Origin of the sequence: Vibrio frigidus, from assembly GCF_042465995.1 — a bacterium.
Classification (GTDB): domain Bacteria; phylum Pseudomonadota; class Gammaproteobacteria; order Enterobacterales; family Vibrionaceae; genus Vibrio.
Genome location: NZ_JBCDMC010000001.1, coordinates 570439 through 589188, shown reverse-complemented (window position 1 = coordinate 589188; position 18750 = coordinate 570439). Strand labels below are relative to the sequence as shown.

The window sequence follows — 18750 nt, the reverse complement described above, 5'->3', positions numbered from 1 at the left end:
CTCGCAATGACAACACAAGCCATTGTCGCCAAACGTATTTTTGATGGTACTCACTTTCACTTAAATTCAGCGCTGGTCTGGGAAGAGGGTCAAGTTGTCGCGATTATTCCTATGGATCAATTGACGGTAGAGATCCGTATCCATCACTTCCCGGATTGCACTGTCACTCCGGGTTTCATTGATCTACAAGTCAATGGTGGTGGGGGCGTTATGTTTAACCAACAAACTGACACTCGTGGGGTTAAAACCATATGCGATGCCCATCGACGCCATGGAACCGCTTACCTGCTACCCACCTTAGTAAGCGATACACCAGAAAAAATGCATGAAGCCCTTTGTGTTATCCAACAAGCGATTTCTGAACAAGTACCCGGTGTCTTAGGGATACATCTTGAAGGGCCATGGATTAGTCCGGTAAAACGTGGGGCACATTTTGAGAAATTCATCTATGCGCCTGACATCTCCGAATTGGAAAAGATGCCTTGGCTGACCAATGGGAAAGTGCTGGTTACACTGGCACCTGAATGTGTGAAAACCGAGTCCATAGAGTGGCTCAAAGCGTGTGGCATCACTGTATCATGCGGACACAGCAACGCCACCGCTCATCAACTTTCGGACTCCATTCAAACCCTTTCCGGTTTTACCCATCTGTTTAATGCTATGTCTCCACTAACCGGCAGAGAACAAGGTGTCGTAGGCATCGCCCTTGCTCAAGATAGCCATTGGTGCTCGATTATTGCTGACGGTGTGCATGTGGCTAGTAATAATGTTCTGCTTTCACATAAGATCAAACCAGATGGAAAACTCATTGTTGTAACGGATGCAATGGCAACACTCGGTGATGTCCGAGGCTATTTTGCCTTAGGAGAGGAAACTATCTACGTTGACGGAAATAAGTTGGTTAACGGGGAAGGTAATCTGGTTGGTGCACACATTGGGTTGGATGAATCACTCGCGAATCTAATTCGCTGGGGGATTGAGGAAAAAGAAGCCATCAAAATGGTGTCGACTTACCCTGCTCACGCGATTGGTATAAACGATTCTCTTGGTTATCTCAAGCCACACTTCATTGCATCGGCGACGATATTCAATGAGCATTATCAAACTCAGTCTGTATTAGTTGACGGCCAACTGTTCGAACAATAACCCTTCGGTGAGTCCATAGATTATGGTGAATACACCTCTAGCGCCGGTTTTATCTAGTAAGAAAGATAGCAGTATGCTGTTGTTTTTTTCTTATATTTTGCTCACCGGGGTCGGTTTTCCGTTGCTGCGATATGTCAGCCTGAACTTCGATATCATCAACAATAATGCCGTCCGATTTCTTTCTGGTGGCTGCCTATTTTTAATACTGGTTTTGGTGCAATATCGACATGAGGTAAAGGCACTATTTTCCTCACAACTGATCATTTTTCAGTTGCTACTCGTCGCCTTACTCATGACCGGCAATATGTATTTTTTCATGAATGCAATGCAACTTACTAGCGCCTTAACTGGGAGCATATTTTGTATTTTAGGGTTGCCTGTTACCACAGCTCTTGCTGCGTTTTTCTATCTTGATGAGAGAAAAAAAGCCAAACAATCTAGGTTCATCTTGAGCAGCTTGCTTGCCATTATTGGCTCAGCAATTTTTGTCGGAACAACGGAACAGATAGCATTAAGCAATAACTTTACCCTTGGTGCTTTCTACTGGGTCATCACGATAACCATCGCGGCCGTGCAAAATATTCTGGTTAAACAAATAGCACAAAAAATCCACACCCTTGTCATCAGCACTGTGACAGCGTTAATTACCGGGTCTTTATTTTTGGGGTACGCCATTATGTCGAACAAAATAGAAACCCTCTTTGCCAAACCGGATTATCTAATTTTACTATTAATCGTGGCAGGTATGTACGGCTTGGCAACTGGAATGTATATGGCATTTCATATCATTCAAAAGAAAGGAGTGATTACCTTTAATATTTTGCAAATGATGGTGCCTGTCTCTACGGCAATTGTGGCTTATATAACACTAGGAGAAACCGTCTCTTATTTGCAGCTCATTGGCGCAGCCGTGGTTATGTTAGGCTGTTATGGGGCGTTGACAACGAAAATGACCTCGGCCTAGGTTTTAGACATCATCTTAAGCAAAAATAAAAATGGTCACCATATTGGTTAATGCCGATCATTTAAGACAAAGTAGTCATCGTCATTCCCGTGAAAACGGGAATCTGTGTGGGTTTAGATCCCCACTTTCGTGAGGATGACGGAGTTTGATCTCTTAAGTGAACAGCATTACACCATATTGGTGACCATTTTAAAAACACAGTGTTTACGCTAACGTCGCTTTAAACTGCTCCATCAAATCGGTCTGCTCACTGGTTAAGTTCGTTGGTGTCACCACCTTGATTTTGACCAGAAGGTCACCCGTTTCACCCTTACGACTCGTCACACCCTTACCGGTAACCTTAAACTTTCTGCCATTTTGCGTACCGGCCAGAATCTTAAGCTTAAATCGATTGTCTAAAGCCTGAACTTCTAGCTCGCCACCTAATGTGGCGGTCGCTATATTTATTTCGGAATGACAGATCAAATCATTTCCATCGCGCTCTAAATAAGGATGAGAACGAATCAATACCTTGATAAACATGTTACCCGCAGGGCCACCATTGATACCGGGGCCGCCTTTACCTGAAAATCGTATTTTTTCTTCTTCTTTAATCCCTTTAGGGATTTTGACATTGATTTTCTTTTGCTCTCCATTAACAGGCAACTCAACGACTTTTTCAGCACCCTGAATGGCTTCTACAAAATCAACGGTCACAGAAAATTCAACATCCTGCCCTTTTTGAGGTCGTGGCTGACGGCCTCTTGCTTGTGAAAACACGTCGTCGAAGCCACCACCGCCAAACCCTTGTCGACGTTGACCAAATGCATCACCAAAGATGTCTTCAAAGCCCCCGCCCCCGAAACCTTGAGAACGACTCTGACCACCGCCAAAACCATTGTTTTCAAAACCAGCGTGACCGTACTGATCATATTTACGACGCTTACTTGAATCGGTCAGCATTTCGTACGCTTCTTTCACTTCTTTGAAGCTCGCTTCGGCTGTTGCGTCTCCCGGATTTTTATCCGGATGGTATTTCATCGCAAGCTTTTTGTAAGCTTTCTTAATGTCTTTTTCAGAGGCATCTTTTGAGACACCGAGCACGCTGTAATAGTCGCGTTTAGACATGTATTACCTCAATAATAAAAATATGAAATGGTCTCAGCCTTTCAGCCTAATTTTCAGAAAGTAGAAGTGTATGGCTTGGGGGCTACTCTGTCTATTTTAATATGTTAACCTATGGGCCTATTTTTTAAATTGGCACGTTTTTAGGATTCTCATGACCTGTTCTTCAGCTAAGTCAGTCATCGTACTCGACTTCGAAACCACTGGCTTATCTCCAAACATGGGCGATCGCGCGATAGAAATTGGGGCAGTCAAACTTGTCGATGGTGTGGTTCAAGACACCTTTCAACAACTGATGAATCCGGGATTTAGAGTCAGTGGGTTTATTGCCAATTACACCGGAATCTCGAATGCGATGTTAAGCAACGCTCCTTCATGCGAAGAGGTGATGGCCGAATTTGCCGAATTTATTGGAGACGACAATCTGGTTGCCCATAATGCGTCATTTGATAAACGTTTTCTTGATGCTGAGTTACAACGGATAGGCGCTCATTACTCTGGTCAATTTGCCTGCTCTATGCTGATAGCAAGACGCTTGATTCAAGATTCGCCAACCCACAAACTAGGTGACTTAATAAGACACAAACAAATTGAACACGACGGCGTCTTTCACCGAGCCTTAGCCGATTCAGAAATGACGGCCAAATTATGGATGGTGATGGTCGAAGAATTAGAACAACAAAGCAGCATTAACCCAAGCTTTGGGCTGATGCAAAAGATTAGTAAAACCAGTAAGAATGCGGTAGACGCATTGCTACGTAATGACTAACATTTGAGCGACCCGATTAAAGCTATTAAAAAACCGTCATTTATTTCACCACATACTCATAAGGTGTGGTGGTGGTAATAAATGTAAACCCATACTTTTCAACTATTGGCCTGCTCATATCCGACGCATCAATGACTAAGTATTTTACTCCGCGTTTTTTAGCGTCGTTAATTCTTTTATGCAATAAAGCACTATAGTGGCCTCGCGCTCTATACGCATGCAACGTCGAGCCTCCCCAAATACCAGCAAAAGGACTATCGGCTCCATATTCTATTCTTGCCGATGAGACCGCTAAGCCATCTTCATAAATCACATATATCGATGTGTTTTGTGGTGCACTTTTTTTGCAAGCAATAAGATGCGCTTCTTGACCACTGTGGTCGCCACCCCAAACGGTTTCAGAAACAGAGATATAGTCCCTAATACCCGCGGCGTCCGTCACCTCAACACAGGTTGCCAATTCCGGCAAATAACCTTCAACACTACTCAAGTCCAATAACATAAACGACTCTGCATCACCTGCTTCAAAGCCATATTGAATAAGTTTTTTCTTAATCTCTATTGGCCTATCAGTGTCGTATACCTTCCACTCAAAATTCTTATTACACGATTTGAAAAATTCGATTTCGCTTTCGATCGCGCTATCAAGTTGATCAATACTAAGTTGGTAATAAGAGACAAAGCTGCCCCACTCTTCTCTTGCAACAAATCGGATAACCTGACCAATCTGCATTCTGGAATAACCCGGAACATCTAGTCCGATTCTTTCGTACTGCGCGTATTCATCCATTATTTTTTGAATGTTCATATTTTGTCCTTAATTGTTTTATTCTTGCCAACGTAAAATAGCAATCTTTCCCAATTCAAGACCTAATTCATAGCCTTTTATCAGTGGTTCAGGTTCCCGTGTCAATCGCTTAAGTTTAAACGATTCAGGTGGGCATATTTCTATAATATCGACCCCTAACGGCGGGTTTCGAATCAGTTCGAGTGACTCATTATACTGCTGTGCTCGTCGCAACATGGGTTGAATTAAGGCCGGCGATTTTCTCAAGGCTCGTTTATAAAACGAAGGCATTTTGGGAGGCGATTTTTTATAAGAATAGGGCCGACTGCGTAATACCATGATTTTTTTTGCACCACGACGTATCGCCTCCGCAACAGGAATAGAATCGGACGCACCACCATCGACATAACACTGCCCATTTAACGCTATATCCTGCTTATACATGACAGGCAAGGCGCTACTCGCTTTCATTGTCTCTACCAAAGTCGATGACTGAGCGAGATGATATTCAGGTTGGCCAGTGCTTTTATTAGTAAGACCTAAGAAAAATGGACGGCCATCTTTTTCTATTGTCTCTAGGTCCATACCAAGATCCTGCATGGTGGCTTTCCACAACCAATCAATATCGAGTAAATCACCACCCCGAATAAAATTAACAGGAGTGAAAAACTCTTTTCGACAACTGTAATCGGCATAAATCTTTAGATTTCGACCTGGCATGTTTGCCAAGTAAGCGGCGACATTTGACGCGCCAGCCGATACACCCCAAAAGCTATCAAATGGTGAAAAATTAACCGATAAAAAATGGTCGAGTACACCACAAGAAAATACGCCTCGCATTGCGCCGCCTTCCACAATCAACGCACTATTACCAATAGCGTCCATTCAATAACCCTCCTTTTTTATAAATGACAGCCCAAACACCATATAATGAATCGCTATATTTACCTATTAATACAATAGGTTAAAATTTAATTAATTCTGTTTTTACTAATGAACATGAAAAATGTTCCCGTGCGAATTTGACAATATCCATATTAGCACTACAATTTAGTTGTGTGTCACAGCTGTTGAAACTAACAGTCAATCTAGAAAAGTTCCAAATAGTAATACAATTGGTAAATAGAAAAAGTAACATCAACGCTGCTGAGTTAGCAGTCATTAGTAAAGTTCCAAAAAGGTTACACTTGGTAAATTAGAAATATGTAACACGCATGCTAAATTAGCATTTTTTTAACTTGGTACAATCGTAAATTGATTTAGTAATATCGTAAATTAAGTATATTTTGTGAAAAGTAACAGAAACAAAGTAAGACGTACAAGTAATAGAAAATTGTTAAAAATCATTCTACAAATGCTACAAATGACACACGCTTACTGCCGAATGGGTAATGAGTATTGAGTAATAGGTAGTAATTTACAAAAAAACAGCAACCCTAGGGTTGCTGTTTTTCTTTCTGCAGATACATTCTATTTATCGAAGAAGGAGCGTTGCAATGCAACCTCTAGTCCTCTGATTTCTGCTAAGCCTTTTAGTCGACCAATGCAAGAATAACCAGGATTGGTTTTCTTATTGAGGTCATCAATCATTTGATGTCCATGATCAGGGCGCATCGGAATAAGGCGCGTTTCGCCTGCATTTTTACGGCGATTTTCCTCTTCAAGTAGCGCCATCACAACGTTATACATATCAACGTCTCCAGATAGATGGGCGGCTTCATGGAAACTCATTTGGTTCTCTTCACGCTGGGTGGAACGTAAGTGCGTAAAGTAGATGCGATCACCATGTTGTTTAATCATATTAACGAGGTCATTATCGCCACGCACACCATATGAACCCGTACACATCGTGATCCCGTTCATTTGATTTGGGACTTCTGTTGTCAACCAATCGATATCTTCAATGGTAGACACAATACGAGGCAAACCGAGAATTGGGCGCGGTGGATCGTCAGGATGTACCGCAAGTTTCAACCCATATTGGTCGCATACTGGCATGAGTTCCTTAAGAAAGAGCGCCATATGTGCTCGAAGGTCGTCTTTACTGATCCCTTTATAGGTATCTAAACGCGCTTGAAACTCATCAAGCGTATAACCCTCTTCTGCACCCGGAAGTCCTGCAATAATATTCGCCGTCAGCTTATCTATATCGGCTTGAGTCATATTATCAAAGTAAGCCTTGGCTTCTGCTTGCTCTTTCTCTGTGTAATCTGCTTGTGCACCCGGACGCTTCAAAATTTGCAGTTCAAATGCCGCAAAGGCAATTTGGTCAAACCGCAATGCTCGTGATCCATCTGGTAATTCAAATTCAAGATCTGTACGAGTCCAATCCAATACAGGCATAAAGTTATAGCAGACAGTATCAATACCGCATTTTGCTAAGTTTTCTAGCGACGCTCGATAATTTTCAATCCATTTAGCGTAGTCACCCGTCCGAGTTTTTATCTCTTCATGAACAGGAACACTCTCCACGACAGACCATGTAAGACTGTTTTTTTCTAACAACGTTTTACGCTTTTGTATCTCTTCAATACTCCAAACTTCCCCATTAGGGATATGGTGCAATGCCGTTACTACTCCCGTTGCACCAGCTTGACGAATATCATTTAGCGATACGAGATCATTTGGTCCATACCAACGCCACGTCTGTTCCATAACTTTCACCTTTCAAAATTCTGAGCTTTAATACCAAACCAAAGTCCGTGCCGAACACGAATACCTGCTACCTTTTTATCGTTTTACGACGTCACCGGATAAGAGCTAAATAGAAATCCATCAAACTTAGGATCATCTACATCCGATAACTCAAAGAGCGTTTCTTTTACGTTTTCTAGATGAAGCCACATGGCTTCACGGGCCGCCGTTGGGTCTTTGCGTACAAGAGCCATATAGATTTTTTCATGATCCGCTAACCAACGTCTGCGGTAGTCTTGATCAGAAATACGTTCATGCAGTTGACGCCACATCGAACTTTTTTCACGACGTACCCACAGCTCTTTTACCATGTCGCAAAGCACGCTATTTTGTGTCGCTTCTGCGATAGCAATGTGGAACATTTCGTCACCGTCATAGTCGAGACAATTATCATCTAGATGCTTGCGTTCCATATCCAGTGCTGCTCGTAGCTTCGAGATGTCATTTTTTGTCACTTGACCTGCTGCAAACTCAGCTATTCGACTTTCTAGAAATTGGCGAGCCTGTAGCATTTCAAATGGACCGACATCATCGTCATCTTCGGCATCGGTCTCTATTTTATGCTGCTCTTTCATCAGCTTTTGAGCATCATCTGGTGTATTAACGACGAAGACACCAGAGCCTTTGCGTACTTTGACTATATTTTGCAGCTCTAACATGATGAGAGATTCTCTGATCACGGAACGACTAACTTCCATCTGCTCGGCAATCTCTCTTTCGGGCGGGAGCTTATCCCCAACCTTAAACTCGCCTGCGGATATTTTATCTTTTAGTTTTAAGCCTATCTGCTGATATAGGCGCTTAGTAATTATCATTTCTACATCAAACCTATTGTTCGAATTTCACTCAGAGAACTTTGGCCTGACATCATATCAGTAATTATTGAATGCTCAATAAATTGGTATGTCAGGTACCACGTTAAAAACAAAAACCTATATGTTTTCCTTTGCCTAGCCACACAAAGAAAGAAATATAACCTCTTTAAAGCTACTTTCTCAATAAAGGGGCTCAATAGAGCCCCTCGTAGATATTACTTCGCTAAGGCGTCGATACCTTTCACGTACTCTGCAATTGCTGGGTTTTTCAGTGCGTCATCATGCATTGGTTTTACAGCATCGATAAACGGTTGTTTTTCAACAGCAACCACTTTCACACCCATTGATGATTTCGCTTTCTCTACAGCTGCATCTGTCATCTCTTTCCAGATAATTTTGTGGTAGCCCATAGAATCGTTAGCGGCTTTTTTCACAGCGGCTTGCTCTTCTTTTGACAATTTATCCCACGATGTAGAGGAAATAAGTAACACATCAGGGATCATTGTGTGCTCGTCTAGGCTGTACACTTTGGCAACTTCACCATGGCGAGAATTCGTCAGTGCTGTCGGGTTGTTCTCGGCTCCATCTACAACACCTTGTTGCAGCGCGGTATAAAGTTCGCCATAAGCTAAAGGCGTTGGCGAGCCACCCATAAGCTTGATCATATTGACTGCGGTAGGACTTGGTTGAACACGAATTTTCAAGCCAGCCAGGTCGGCAGGACTCTTGATTTCTTTGTTTGCATAGAAGCTACGTGAGCCACCATCATAATATGTCAGACCAATAAACCCTTTATCGTAAGAAGTCGCGAGGATCTTTTGTCCTACTTCACCTTCCATTGCGCGATAATAGTGGTCACGGTCGCGGAAAATGTAAGGAATATTGAATGCGCCGTATGCAGGTTCGAACGACTCCATTTCACTTGCATTCGACTTGACCATGTCTAGTGCACCATTTTGCAGTAGCTCCATTGATTCACGTTGGGTACCTAATTGACCATTTGGATAGATGCGGATCTTCACTTCTCCATCCGTCAATTTTTTCACTTCATCAGCCATGAACTGCATAGATTTGTGAACAGGGTGAGTTCTGTCTTGGTTATGACTTAGTTTAAGTGTCGTTGCTGCATAAGTTGGTAGAGAGGCAGTTGCTGCAACCGCACAAGCGATAAATGTTGCAACAGCAGTTTTATTCCCAAACATAATATTCTCCATTTTCTCATATTTATGAGTATTGAACCGGGTAAGGTTGCTTATTTCGTTTACTTTTATAGTCGACTTTTTGTACGTCCACGTTATTGCCTCGACAATTTGGCCCAACATCTTTACTAATTCAAACAAAATTAACCGACAACTTGACCTACATCACAAACAAATTAGATCAAATTGGCCGGACCAATTATATGTGATCCAGCTCTCTTGGCCTGAACTGTTATCCGCATATAATCCGGAAAATATTTTGTTCGTTATATGGTTTTGCTTCTTAATCAACTCATGAATGAGTAATCGGCAGTGATCAACGCGGTAAAGATACAATCACTTAAAATATTAATTTGGAAGGGATAATGAAAAAGCTAATCTCAGTGATGGATAAATCTCTGTCTATATTCTGTATATCACTCAGTAGTTTCTTGGTGATGTGCGTAGTTTGGCAGGTTTTTTCTCGATATGTGCTTAATGCCCCGAGCACGATGACAGATGAAGTCGCACGCTTCTTGTTTATTTGGGTCGGGTTAATGGGTGCGGCTTATACCTTGGGTAAAAAGCGCCACCTCGCTATCGATCTGCTCTCGATGAAATTGGAACACGAACCATCAAAACAGGCGCGTCTTCATTTAGTCATCAATATCATCAGTCTTATCTTTTCTGGTGTCATTATGATTTATGGCGGGGGTTCACTCATGTTGAAAACTTTATCGACGGGTCAAATTTCTCCAGCATTAGGCATTGAAATGGGGCTTATCTATGCCGCAATACCTATGTCTGGATTTTTTATGGTGATCTATCTTCTTGAAGACTTTCATCACAACTTGTCTCTTATCAAAAAGCCTGTCAACGGCTAACTCACACTTATATCAGGAGAAGCCTAATGGAATGGCAGGTCATCATTGTATTATTTGGTAGTTTCTTCCTCTTCTTAGGAATTGGAGTGCCTATATCTTTCGCCATCGGGGTCGCATCACTACTCACGATTTTATTGCAACTACCTTTTGACGCCGCTATTGCGGTTATATCTCAAAAAATGGCCTCTGGCCTAGACAGTTTCGCCTTACTCGCTATCCCGTTCTTTATTTTAGCGGGTAACATTATGAACCAGGGCGGAATAGCCATACGATTAATTGAATTTGCGAAGGTGTTGGGTGGTCGTTTACCCGGATCACTCGCGCACGTGAACGTCATTGCTAATATGATGTTTGGGGCTATTTCTGGATCCGCCGTTGCTTCTGCAGCAGCAGTAGGCGGCACCATGTCTCCACTTCAGAAGAAAGAAGGTTACGACCCTGCGTTCTCTGCTGCGGTTAACATCACCTCCTGTCCAACTGGATTACTGATCCCACCAAGTAACACCTTTATCGTCTACTCACTAATATCTGGTGGCACCTCTATTGGGGCACTGTTCCTTGCTGGCTATATCCCTGGAATGATAATGGGGCTATCGCTTATGTTGGTTGCTGGTTTTATCGCTAAAAGACGCGGTTATCCTGTATCAGCGAAACCTTCCACATCAGAAGTCGTCAAAAGAACACTCGATGCACTACCAAGCCTAGGCCTCATTATTGTCATTATGGGCGGTATCATCGGTGGTATCTTTACCGCAACCGAAGCCTCTGCAATTGCGGTTGTGTATACCTTGATATTGGCGTTTGTATTCTATCGTGAGATATCCATAAAACAATTACCAAGTATTATCCTTGAATCCGTCGTCACCACCTCAATTGTTTTATTACTGATTGGCGCTTCGATGGGAATGTCATGGGCAATGGCGAACGCTGATATCCCTTACATGATCAGTGATGCATTGCTAGCCGTATCTGAAAATCCAATTATTATTCTGCTCATCATCAATGTCATCTTACTGATTATTGGTGTATTTATGGATATGACACCCGCACTACTTATCTTTACGCCTATCTTCCTTCCTATCGCGATGGATCTGGGTATGGACCCGGTGCATTTCGGTATCATGATGACATTTAACCTATGTATCGGTATTTGTACACCACCTGTAGGTAGCGCACTGTTCATTGGTTGCTCGGTTGCGAAAGTGAGAATCGATAAGGTCGTTAAGCCTCTATTGCCATTCTACGCCGTGCTTATCCTTGCTCTTATGCTTGTGACATTTATACCTCAGCTTAGCTTGACTCTCCCTCAAGTTTTCCTAGGTTACTAATATAAACGGGCGGCAACCCCCGCCCTATCCCAATTGTTAAAGGAAACCCTCTATGAAAACAGTAAAACAGTGGCGCTTTTTGCAACAAGAAAATTGTTTGTCGCAAGATAGAAATCGCATTGACATCGAGTGCGACGGTCGTCACCAACTACATATTTTCGTACTTGAACAAGACATCATTCGAGTGATGTTTAAGAACAAAGGTGAACTTCGTCTCGATAAGACTTGGTCTATTGCTCCAGGGCAAAAAGATGTGCCGTGGGAAGGGCGAGATAAGTATTCAACCGAGGGATTTAGCTGCCCAAGTTATCTAACACAACAAGATGACGGCGTATTTAGAATTGAAACAGAGGCACTACGGCTTTCTATCCATCAGCCCTTGTGGATGGAATGGGAATATAAAAAAGAGGACCAATGGCTACCATTGGCAACCGACCGTAAAACAGGGGCGTACCAACTAGGCGTATCCGAAAACGGTGTGGCGCACTTTATGAACCGTAACCTGTCAGACCAATATTACGGCCTCGGTGAGAAATCAGGTGACCTAAATCGCTCTGGACGTCGCTTTGAAATGCGTAATCTAGATGCCATGGGATACGACGCTAGCGCTACCGATCCACTTTACAAGCACATCCCGTTTTATATTACTCGCGTAACAAATCAAGAAGAGGCCGTGAGCTTTGGCCTTTATTACGACAATCTGGCCAGTTGCTGGTTCGATCTAGGTAATGAGCTAGACAATTATCACGTTAAGTACCGCAGTTATCGCGCCGAAGACGGCGATTTAGATTTCTATTTCATGCTAGGTAAAACGGTTGCTAATGTGTCTAAGAAGTTTGTTCGATTGACAGGAGGCACTGCGTTTGGCCCTCGTTGGAGCTTAGGTTACAGCGGTTCAACCATGCAATATACCGATGCACCAAATGCGCAAGAACTGTTAGAAGGGTTTGTCGACAAATGTGAAACGCACGCTATCCCATGTGACTCATTCCAATTATCTTCTGGTTATACCTCCATTGGTAATACCCGGTATGTCTTCAATTGGAACAACGACAAAGTACCAAACCCTAATGCGATGGCAGATGTATTCCATAATGCAGGCATAAAATTAGCCGCTAACATTAAGCCGTGTTTGCTACATGACCACCCAAGATTTGCCGAAGCCCAAGAGAAAGGTTTGTTTATTCTTGATTCAGAACATGATGAGCCAGAGAAGTCCGTTTTCTGGGACGCCGATGGTTCTCACCTAGACTTCACCAATCCAGATACCATTAAATGGTGGCAAGATAACGTTAAAGAACAGCTACTCGAAAAAGGGATCGATTCCACATGGAACGATAACAACGAATACGAGATTTGGGACAAAGGTGCTCGCTGTTTCGGTTTTGGTCAAACGATTCCTGTCAGCTTAATTCGCCCTCTTCAGCCATTGTTGATGATGCGTGCATCTTATGAAGCACAGGTAGACTATGCGCCTGACGTTCGACCATATTTAATATCTCGTTCTGGCTGTCCCGGGATGAACCGTTATGTACAGACATGGAGTGGCGACAATCGCACCAACTGGACGAGCTTAAAATACAACATTCGCATGGGTTTAGGCATGAGCTTATCGGGTCTGTATAACTTAGGCCACGATGTTGGTGGCTTTTCTGGAGAGAGACCGGATCCCGAGCTATTTGCACGTTGGGTGCAAAACGGTGTCATGCACCCTCGTTTTACCATTCACTCATGGAACGACGATGGGAGCGTTAATGAACCGTGGATGTACCCAGAGGTCACACCAATTATTCGTGATGCGATGGCGCTTCGTTACCGCATTATGCCTTACTTGTATAACCTATTATGGCAAGCGCACAGTGAAGATGAGCCTATTATGCGCCCTACCTTCTTAGACCACGAAAACGATCCCCACACCTTTGAAGAGTGCGACGACTTCCTATTGGGCAAAGACCTTTTGGTTGCCTCAGTCGTCGAGCAAGGCCAAAGAGAAAGGGAGATCTACTTACCGAATAATGGTAAAGGTTGGTACGACTTTTATTCGGGTCAATGGTTTAGCGGTGGTCAGAGTATTGTTGTACCAGCACCACTTGAAACACTACCTCTAATGGTTAAAGCGGGGTCGGTCTTACCGACCAGTGAACGTGTGGCTCATAGTGCGCATAGCAAAGATACGAAGAGAAACCTTGAAGTGTTCCCGCTTAAAGGCTGCGGTGAAATCACGCTGACTATTTTTGATGATGACGGTGAAAGCCACAATTACAAAGACAATGGCTTCCTAACACTAACGATTAACATGGTATGTAGCCAAACAACTGTCGCGCTTAATATTCAATCAACGGGTGAATTTGAGCCTGCATATAAGGCATTCGTTATCAAATTGGCACAATGCGAAAACCGCGAATTGCTCATCAATGGCAAAACATACAAAAATGGTGATTCACTATCACTTGCAGAGACGAAATAAGGACCGCTAACCATGACAAATAATATTTCAAACACCATACTTAATGCAGGTTTAGTGACACCAAGTTACGACCGTAGTCGACTAAAAACCAAGATAGTGCATTTAGGTTTTGGGGCGTTTCACCGCGCTCACCAAGCGCTTTTTACTGACGAAATAGCGGGGATATCCGCGAGTGATTGGGGCTATTGCGAAGTAAACCTGTTTGGTGGTGAAGCGCTAATCAAACAACTTAGAGAACAGGATCATCTTTATACGGTAGCCGAGAAAGGCGCCGACAAGATAGACGTTAAAGTCATTGGTTCCGTAGTCGAATCTTTGCATTCTACTTTTGACGGAGCGCAAGCCGTATTAGAAAAAATGGCCGAGCCACAGGTCGCCATTGTCTCTATGACGATTACGGAAAAAGGCTACTGTTCGGATCCCGCTACAGGTGTTCTAGATAAGAGCAATCCGCTTATTATCCACGACTTAGCAAACCCAAGCACGCCACGATCCGCGATTGGCTACATTGTAGAAGCACTCCGCCTCCGTCGTGATAGAGATTTAACGCCTTTTACCGTCATGTCATGCGATAATGTGCAAGAAAATGGCCATGTTGCTCGCGCTGCGGTAATGGGTTACGTACAACTGTTAGACCAAGAACTAGCGCAATGGATTGAGTCTAATGTTACTTTTCCATGCACGATGGTCGACAGAATTGTTCCCGCTGCCACAGAAGATACATTAGCAGAGATAGCCGAGTTATTGGGTGTCAGTGATCCTTGTGGTATCGCCTGTGAACCATTTCGCCAATGGGTAATTGAAGACAACTTTGTTGCTGGCCGACCGAATTGGAACCTAGCCGGAGCCGAGTTTGTAGAAGATGTCATCCCTTTTGAGGAGATGAAACTGCGCATGCTGAACGGTAGCCACTCGTTCCTCGCCTATCTAGGTTACCTAGGTGGATACGATCATATCTCAGACACAATGACCGATCCTGCCTTCAAAAAAGCGGCGTTTCATTTAATGCTTGAAGAGCAAGCGCCAACGTTATGCATGCCAGAGGGTGCAAACCTAAAGGCCTATGCAGAGCTTTTAATCAACCGATTTACCAACCCCAGTTTGAAGCACCGAACATGGCAGATAGCGATGGACGGAAGCCAGAAGCTACCTCCGCGCATGCTTAACTCCGTCATGTCTCATCTAGAAGCTGGTACCAATTACAAACATTTAGCAATGGGTATTGCTGGTTGGATGCGCTACGCCTCTGGTATTGATGAAAATGAACAGCCTATTGAAGTACTCGATCCACTAGCAACTGAACTGCGCACTCTCTGCGATAAGCACGGCCGCAATACTTCAGTCGTAAAGGCATTGATGACGATAGACTCCATCTTTGCGCCGGAATTAGCGAGCAATAGCCAGTTTGTGAAAGCAATAGAAGAGGCGTATAACCAACTTATTACACTAGGAGCCAAAGGCGCTGTAGCGGCCTTGTAGGGAGAAAATAATGAAAGACTTTATGTGTGACGATTTTCTGCTCACAACAGAAACAGCAAAGCGCCTTTATCACGAATACGCAAAAGATCAGCCAATATATGATTATCACTGCCATCTTAATCCTCAAGAGATAGCGCAAGATCGTCGCTTCGATAACCTAGGTCAAATCTGGCTCGAAGGCGACCACTACAAGTGGCGTGGTATGAGAAGTGCTGGTGTCGCCGAGCAATTGATCACCGGTAATAGTACCGATTTAGAAAAATATATGGCATGGGCTAAAACCGTGCCTCAATGCCTCGGTAATCCACTTTATCATTGGACACATTTAGAGCTCCGTCGCCCATTTGGCATTACTGGCAAGCTATTCGGGCCAAAAACCGCAGACGGGATTTGGAGCCATTGTAATGAACTGCTCGCGACACCGGAATTCAGTGCTCGCGGTATCATGAAACAGATGAATGTTCGCATGGCAGGAACCACCGATGACCCTATCGACTCATTGGCACACCACGCCATTATCGCCAATGATGACAGCTTCGACATAGAGGTTCTGCCGAGCTGGCGACCAGACAAAGCATTTAAAATCGAACTCGAAGGATTTGCCCATTATATGCAGGCCCTTGGTGAGTCTGCCGATACAGAAATTCGCTGCTTCGACGATCTATTAACGGCACTTTCTATCCGCTTAAAACACTTCGATTTACACGGGTGTCGAGCCGCCGATCACGGAATCGAAGTCGTCCGCTATGCGGCTATTCCTTCTGAAACCGATCTCGACAAACTGATGGCACGCCGCCTGAATGGCGAAACCCTGAATGATTTAGAAATCGCACAATTTAGTACCGCAGTGCAGGTTTGGTTGGGTAAGCAGTACACCAAGCTTGGTTGGGTGATGCAGATGCATATTGGCGCGCAGCGTAACAACAGCACACGCATGTTCAAACTGCTTGGCCCAGATACTGGTTTTGACTCCATTAGTGACCGTACCTTCGCGTATGAGCTTTCTTCCATACTTGATGAAATGGACAAAACCGATGAGCTACCTAAAACGATCCTTTATTGCCTAAACCCTAGAGACAACGAAATGATGGCAACCATGATCGGTAACTTCCAAGGGGGGGGGATCGCAGGTAAAGTTCAGTTCGGATCAGGCTGGTGGTTCAACGATCAAAAAGATGGCATGCAGCGTCAAATTGAGCAATTGGCTCAACTTGGTCTACTTAGCCAATTTGTTGGCATGCTGACAGATTCACGCAGCTTCCTTTCTTACACCCGGCACGAGTATTTTCGCCGTATTCTGTGTGAGATGGTCGGTCGCTGGGTTGAAAATGGTGAGGCTCCAAATGACGACTCATTGCTAAAACCGCTGATAGAAAACATCAGCTTTGGTAACGCCGCGAACTTCTTTAAAGGAGCACAATAGCATTATGAGCAAAACTGACAGTATGAAAAAAATCGCCATTATCGGAGAGTGCATGATCGAGCTGAACGGAAAACCGTTCGGCGATATGTGGCAAACGTTTGGTGGTGACAGCCTCAACTCCGCTGTATACCTAGCGCGTGCGGCAAAACAACACATTCAGATCAACTATGTCACCGCAATGGGTATTGACCCATTAAGCGAAGGCATGGTTCACCGCTGGCAAGAGGAAGGCATCAATACACAGTTTGTGCTAAAGGACAAAACAAGGCAACCAGGACTGTATCTTATTCAACTCGATGACCAAGGAGAACGCACTTTTCTCTACTGGCGCAATCAATCCGCTGCTCGCTATATGCTGCAACACTCGGATTTCCCGTCACTGGCAACGGAACTTGAAGCCATGAACATGGTTTATTTAAGCGGCATCAGCTTAGCTATTCTCTCTGATCAAGATAGGACCAGCTTGTTGGCGCTGTTAAAAACGCTGGCAACCAAAGGAGTAGAGATCGCCTTTGATTCCAATTTCAGACCTGCACTTTGGCCACAAAATGAAGATTGGAAAACGGTTAAAGATACCTATTCAGAACTGCTCTCATTTTGCGACCTTGCCCTCGTGACTTTTGACGATGAGCAAGCGATTTGGGAAGACGACTCTCCCGAAGATGCATTGATTCGTCTAGAGAAAGCAGGCGTTAAAAAAGCGGTTATAAAGTTGGGCTCGGAAGGTTGTCTATTTAAAGATTTCTGCCAAACGGGCAGCGAAGCAATATTGGTAGCAACAACACCAATCGAAACGGTTATCGATACCACATCAGCAGGTGACTCCTTTAACGCGGGCTATTTAAGCGGTCACTTAACGGGTATCAAACCAGAAGAGTGTTGTTTACGTGGCCATCAACTTGCTGGCGCTGTAATACAGAGCAAGGGCGCAATTGTGCCATTGTTCGCAACTCAAGCTATAACGAACCAATTTCACAAACCGACTGATCCTTCAGTCTAACCAAATAGGACAATTTAATGAGCACAACAATAGATAAACTGAAGGAACTTAAAGTTATCCCCGTTATCGCGATAGATAGGGCAGAGGACATCGTTCCTTTAGGCAAAGCGCTAGCAGAGAATGGTTTACCCGTCGCAGAGATCACCTTTCGATCGGATGCCGCCGTCGAGGCTATCCGCTTACTGAGAGAAGCACAACCAGACATGCTGATCGGCGCAGGTACCATTCTAAACAAAGAGCAAGCAATGGCAGCAAAAGAGGCCGGAGCAACCTTCATTGTCTCTCCGGGCTTCAACCCGAACACAGTAAAAGCGTGTCAGGAACTGGGTATCGATATTGTACCAGGCGTCAATAACCCAAGCACCGTAGAAGCGGCATTAGAGATGGGTCTAAAAACCCTCAAGTTTTTCCCAGCCGAAGCCTCTGGTGGTATTGCCATGGTGAAATCGTTGCTTGCTCCGTACACCGATATTGAAATAATGCCTACTGGCGGCATCAACTCAAAGAACATCAACGATTACCTTGCCATTCCGAGAGTGATTGCGTGCGGCGGTAGTTGGATGGTAGACAAAAAACTCATCGACGAAGGTCAATGGGAAGAAATAGGCCGTTTAACTAAGGAAGCCGTAGAACTCGTTAATTCGTTCAACTAACACGGCTTAAAATCAAAATTTATCTCCACTTCCATTCGGCTACGATATTCGAACTATCG

General features: G+C 43.9%; 16 protein-coding genes. 10 read left to right on the top strand and 6 right to left on the bottom strand.

The features are described 5' to 3' along the window. Window positions 1-6: 6 nt before the first annotated feature. Entirely contained in the window at window positions 7-1146 is a 1140-nt protein-coding gene (nagA, locus tag AACW90_RS02615; protein ID WP_390230346.1) for an N-acetylglucosamine-6-phosphate deacetylase, read from the top strand. Window positions 1147-1219: 73 nt separating this feature from the next. Continuing rightward, window positions 1220-2110, top strand: a complete 891-nt coding sequence (locus tag AACW90_RS02610; RefSeq protein ID WP_390230344.1) for a DMT family transporter — start codon at window positions 1220-1222, stop codon at window positions 2108-2110. Window positions 2111-2314: 204 nt separating this feature from the next. Here the strand turns inward: AACW90_RS02610 and AACW90_RS02605 are convergent, their stop codons facing one another. Continuing rightward, window positions 2315-3217: a DnaJ C-terminal domain-containing protein gene (locus tag AACW90_RS02605; protein WP_390230341.1), complete on the bottom strand. Its 903-nt coding sequence runs from the start codon at window positions 3215-3217 to the stop codon at window positions 2315-2317. Window positions 3218-3368: 151 nt separating this feature from the next. On the opposite strand from AACW90_RS02605, the gene AACW90_RS02600 reads away from it, so the two are divergent. Then, window positions 3369-3983, top strand: a complete 615-nt coding sequence (locus AACW90_RS02600) for a 3'-5' exonuclease (RefSeq protein WP_390230338.1) — start codon at window positions 3369-3371, stop codon at window positions 3981-3983. Between the two features lie 40 nt (window positions 3984-4023). On the opposite strand, the gene AACW90_RS02595 is transcribed toward AACW90_RS02600, so the two are convergent. The 5 genes from AACW90_RS02595 to AACW90_RS02575 form a co-directional block, all read right to left on the bottom strand. After that, window positions 4024-4791 (bottom strand): GNAT family N-acetyltransferase, encoded by a 768-nt coding sequence (locus tag AACW90_RS02595; RefSeq protein ID WP_390230335.1) that lies wholly within the window; start codon window positions 4789-4791, stop codon window positions 4024-4026. Between the two features lie 18 nt (window positions 4792-4809). Then, window positions 4810-5655 (bottom strand): patatin-like phospholipase family protein, encoded by an 846-nt coding sequence (locus AACW90_RS02590; RefSeq protein WP_390230332.1) that lies wholly within the window; start codon window positions 5653-5655, stop codon window positions 4810-4812. Between the two features lie 585 nt (window positions 5656-6240). Further along, the gene (uxuA, locus tag AACW90_RS02585) at window positions 6241-7425 is read right to left on the bottom strand and encodes a mannonate dehydratase (protein ID WP_390230329.1); all 1185 of its coding nucleotides are present in this window, start codon (window positions 7423-7425) and stop codon (window positions 6241-6243) included. A gap of 83 nt (window positions 7426-7508) precedes the next feature. Beyond that, window positions 7509-8279, bottom strand: coding sequence for an FCD domain-containing protein (locus AACW90_RS02580; protein ID WP_195706104.1), 771 nt, complete (start codon window positions 8277-8279; stop codon window positions 7509-7511). A gap of 215 nt (window positions 8280-8494) precedes the next feature. Further along, entirely contained in the window at window positions 8495-9481 is a 987-nt protein-coding gene (locus AACW90_RS02575; RefSeq protein WP_390230325.1) for a TRAP transporter substrate-binding protein, read from the bottom strand. A gap of 362 nt (window positions 9482-9843) precedes the next feature. On the opposite strand from AACW90_RS02575, the gene AACW90_RS02570 reads away from it, so the two are divergent. From AACW90_RS02570 to AACW90_RS02540, 7 genes are read left to right on the top strand one after another with little or no spacing between them, the layout of a single operon-like run. Continuing rightward, complete coding sequence (locus AACW90_RS02570; protein ID WP_390230322.1) at window positions 9844-10341, top strand: TRAP transporter small permease; 498 nt, start codon at window positions 9844-9846, stop codon at window positions 10339-10341. Window positions 10342-10367: 26 nt separating this feature from the next. Then, window positions 10368-11669, top strand: a complete 1302-nt coding sequence (locus AACW90_RS02565) for a TRAP transporter large permease (RefSeq protein WP_275137850.1) — start codon at window positions 10368-10370, stop codon at window positions 11667-11669. Window positions 11670-11721: 52 nt separating this feature from the next. Further along, the gene (locus tag AACW90_RS02560) at window positions 11722-14136 is read left to right on the top strand and encodes a glycoside hydrolase family 31 protein (protein ID WP_390230318.1); all 2415 of its coding nucleotides are present in this window, start codon (window positions 11722-11724) and stop codon (window positions 14134-14136) included. 12 nt (window positions 14137-14148) lie between these two features. Further along, entirely contained in the window at window positions 14149-15615 is a 1467-nt protein-coding gene (locus AACW90_RS02555; protein ID WP_390230315.1) for a mannitol dehydrogenase family protein, read from the top strand. Window positions 15616-15625: 10 nt separating this feature from the next. Next, window positions 15626-17038: a glucuronate isomerase gene (gene uxaC, locus AACW90_RS02550; protein ID WP_390230312.1), complete on the top strand. Its 1413-nt coding sequence runs from the start codon at window positions 15626-15628 to the stop codon at window positions 17036-17038. A 22-nt stretch (window positions 17039-17060) separates the two neighbouring features. Next, window positions 17061-18038, top strand: coding sequence for a sugar kinase (locus AACW90_RS02545; protein ID WP_390230846.1), 978 nt, complete (start codon window positions 17061-17063; stop codon window positions 18036-18038). A 17-nt stretch (window positions 18039-18055) separates the two neighbouring features. After that, on the top strand, window positions 18056-18691 hold the full coding sequence (locus AACW90_RS02540) for a bifunctional 4-hydroxy-2-oxoglutarate aldolase/2-dehydro-3-deoxy-phosphogluconate aldolase (protein ID WP_390230310.1): 636 nt from the start codon (window positions 18056-18058) through the stop codon (window positions 18689-18691). Window positions 18692-18750: the final 59 nt, after the last annotated feature.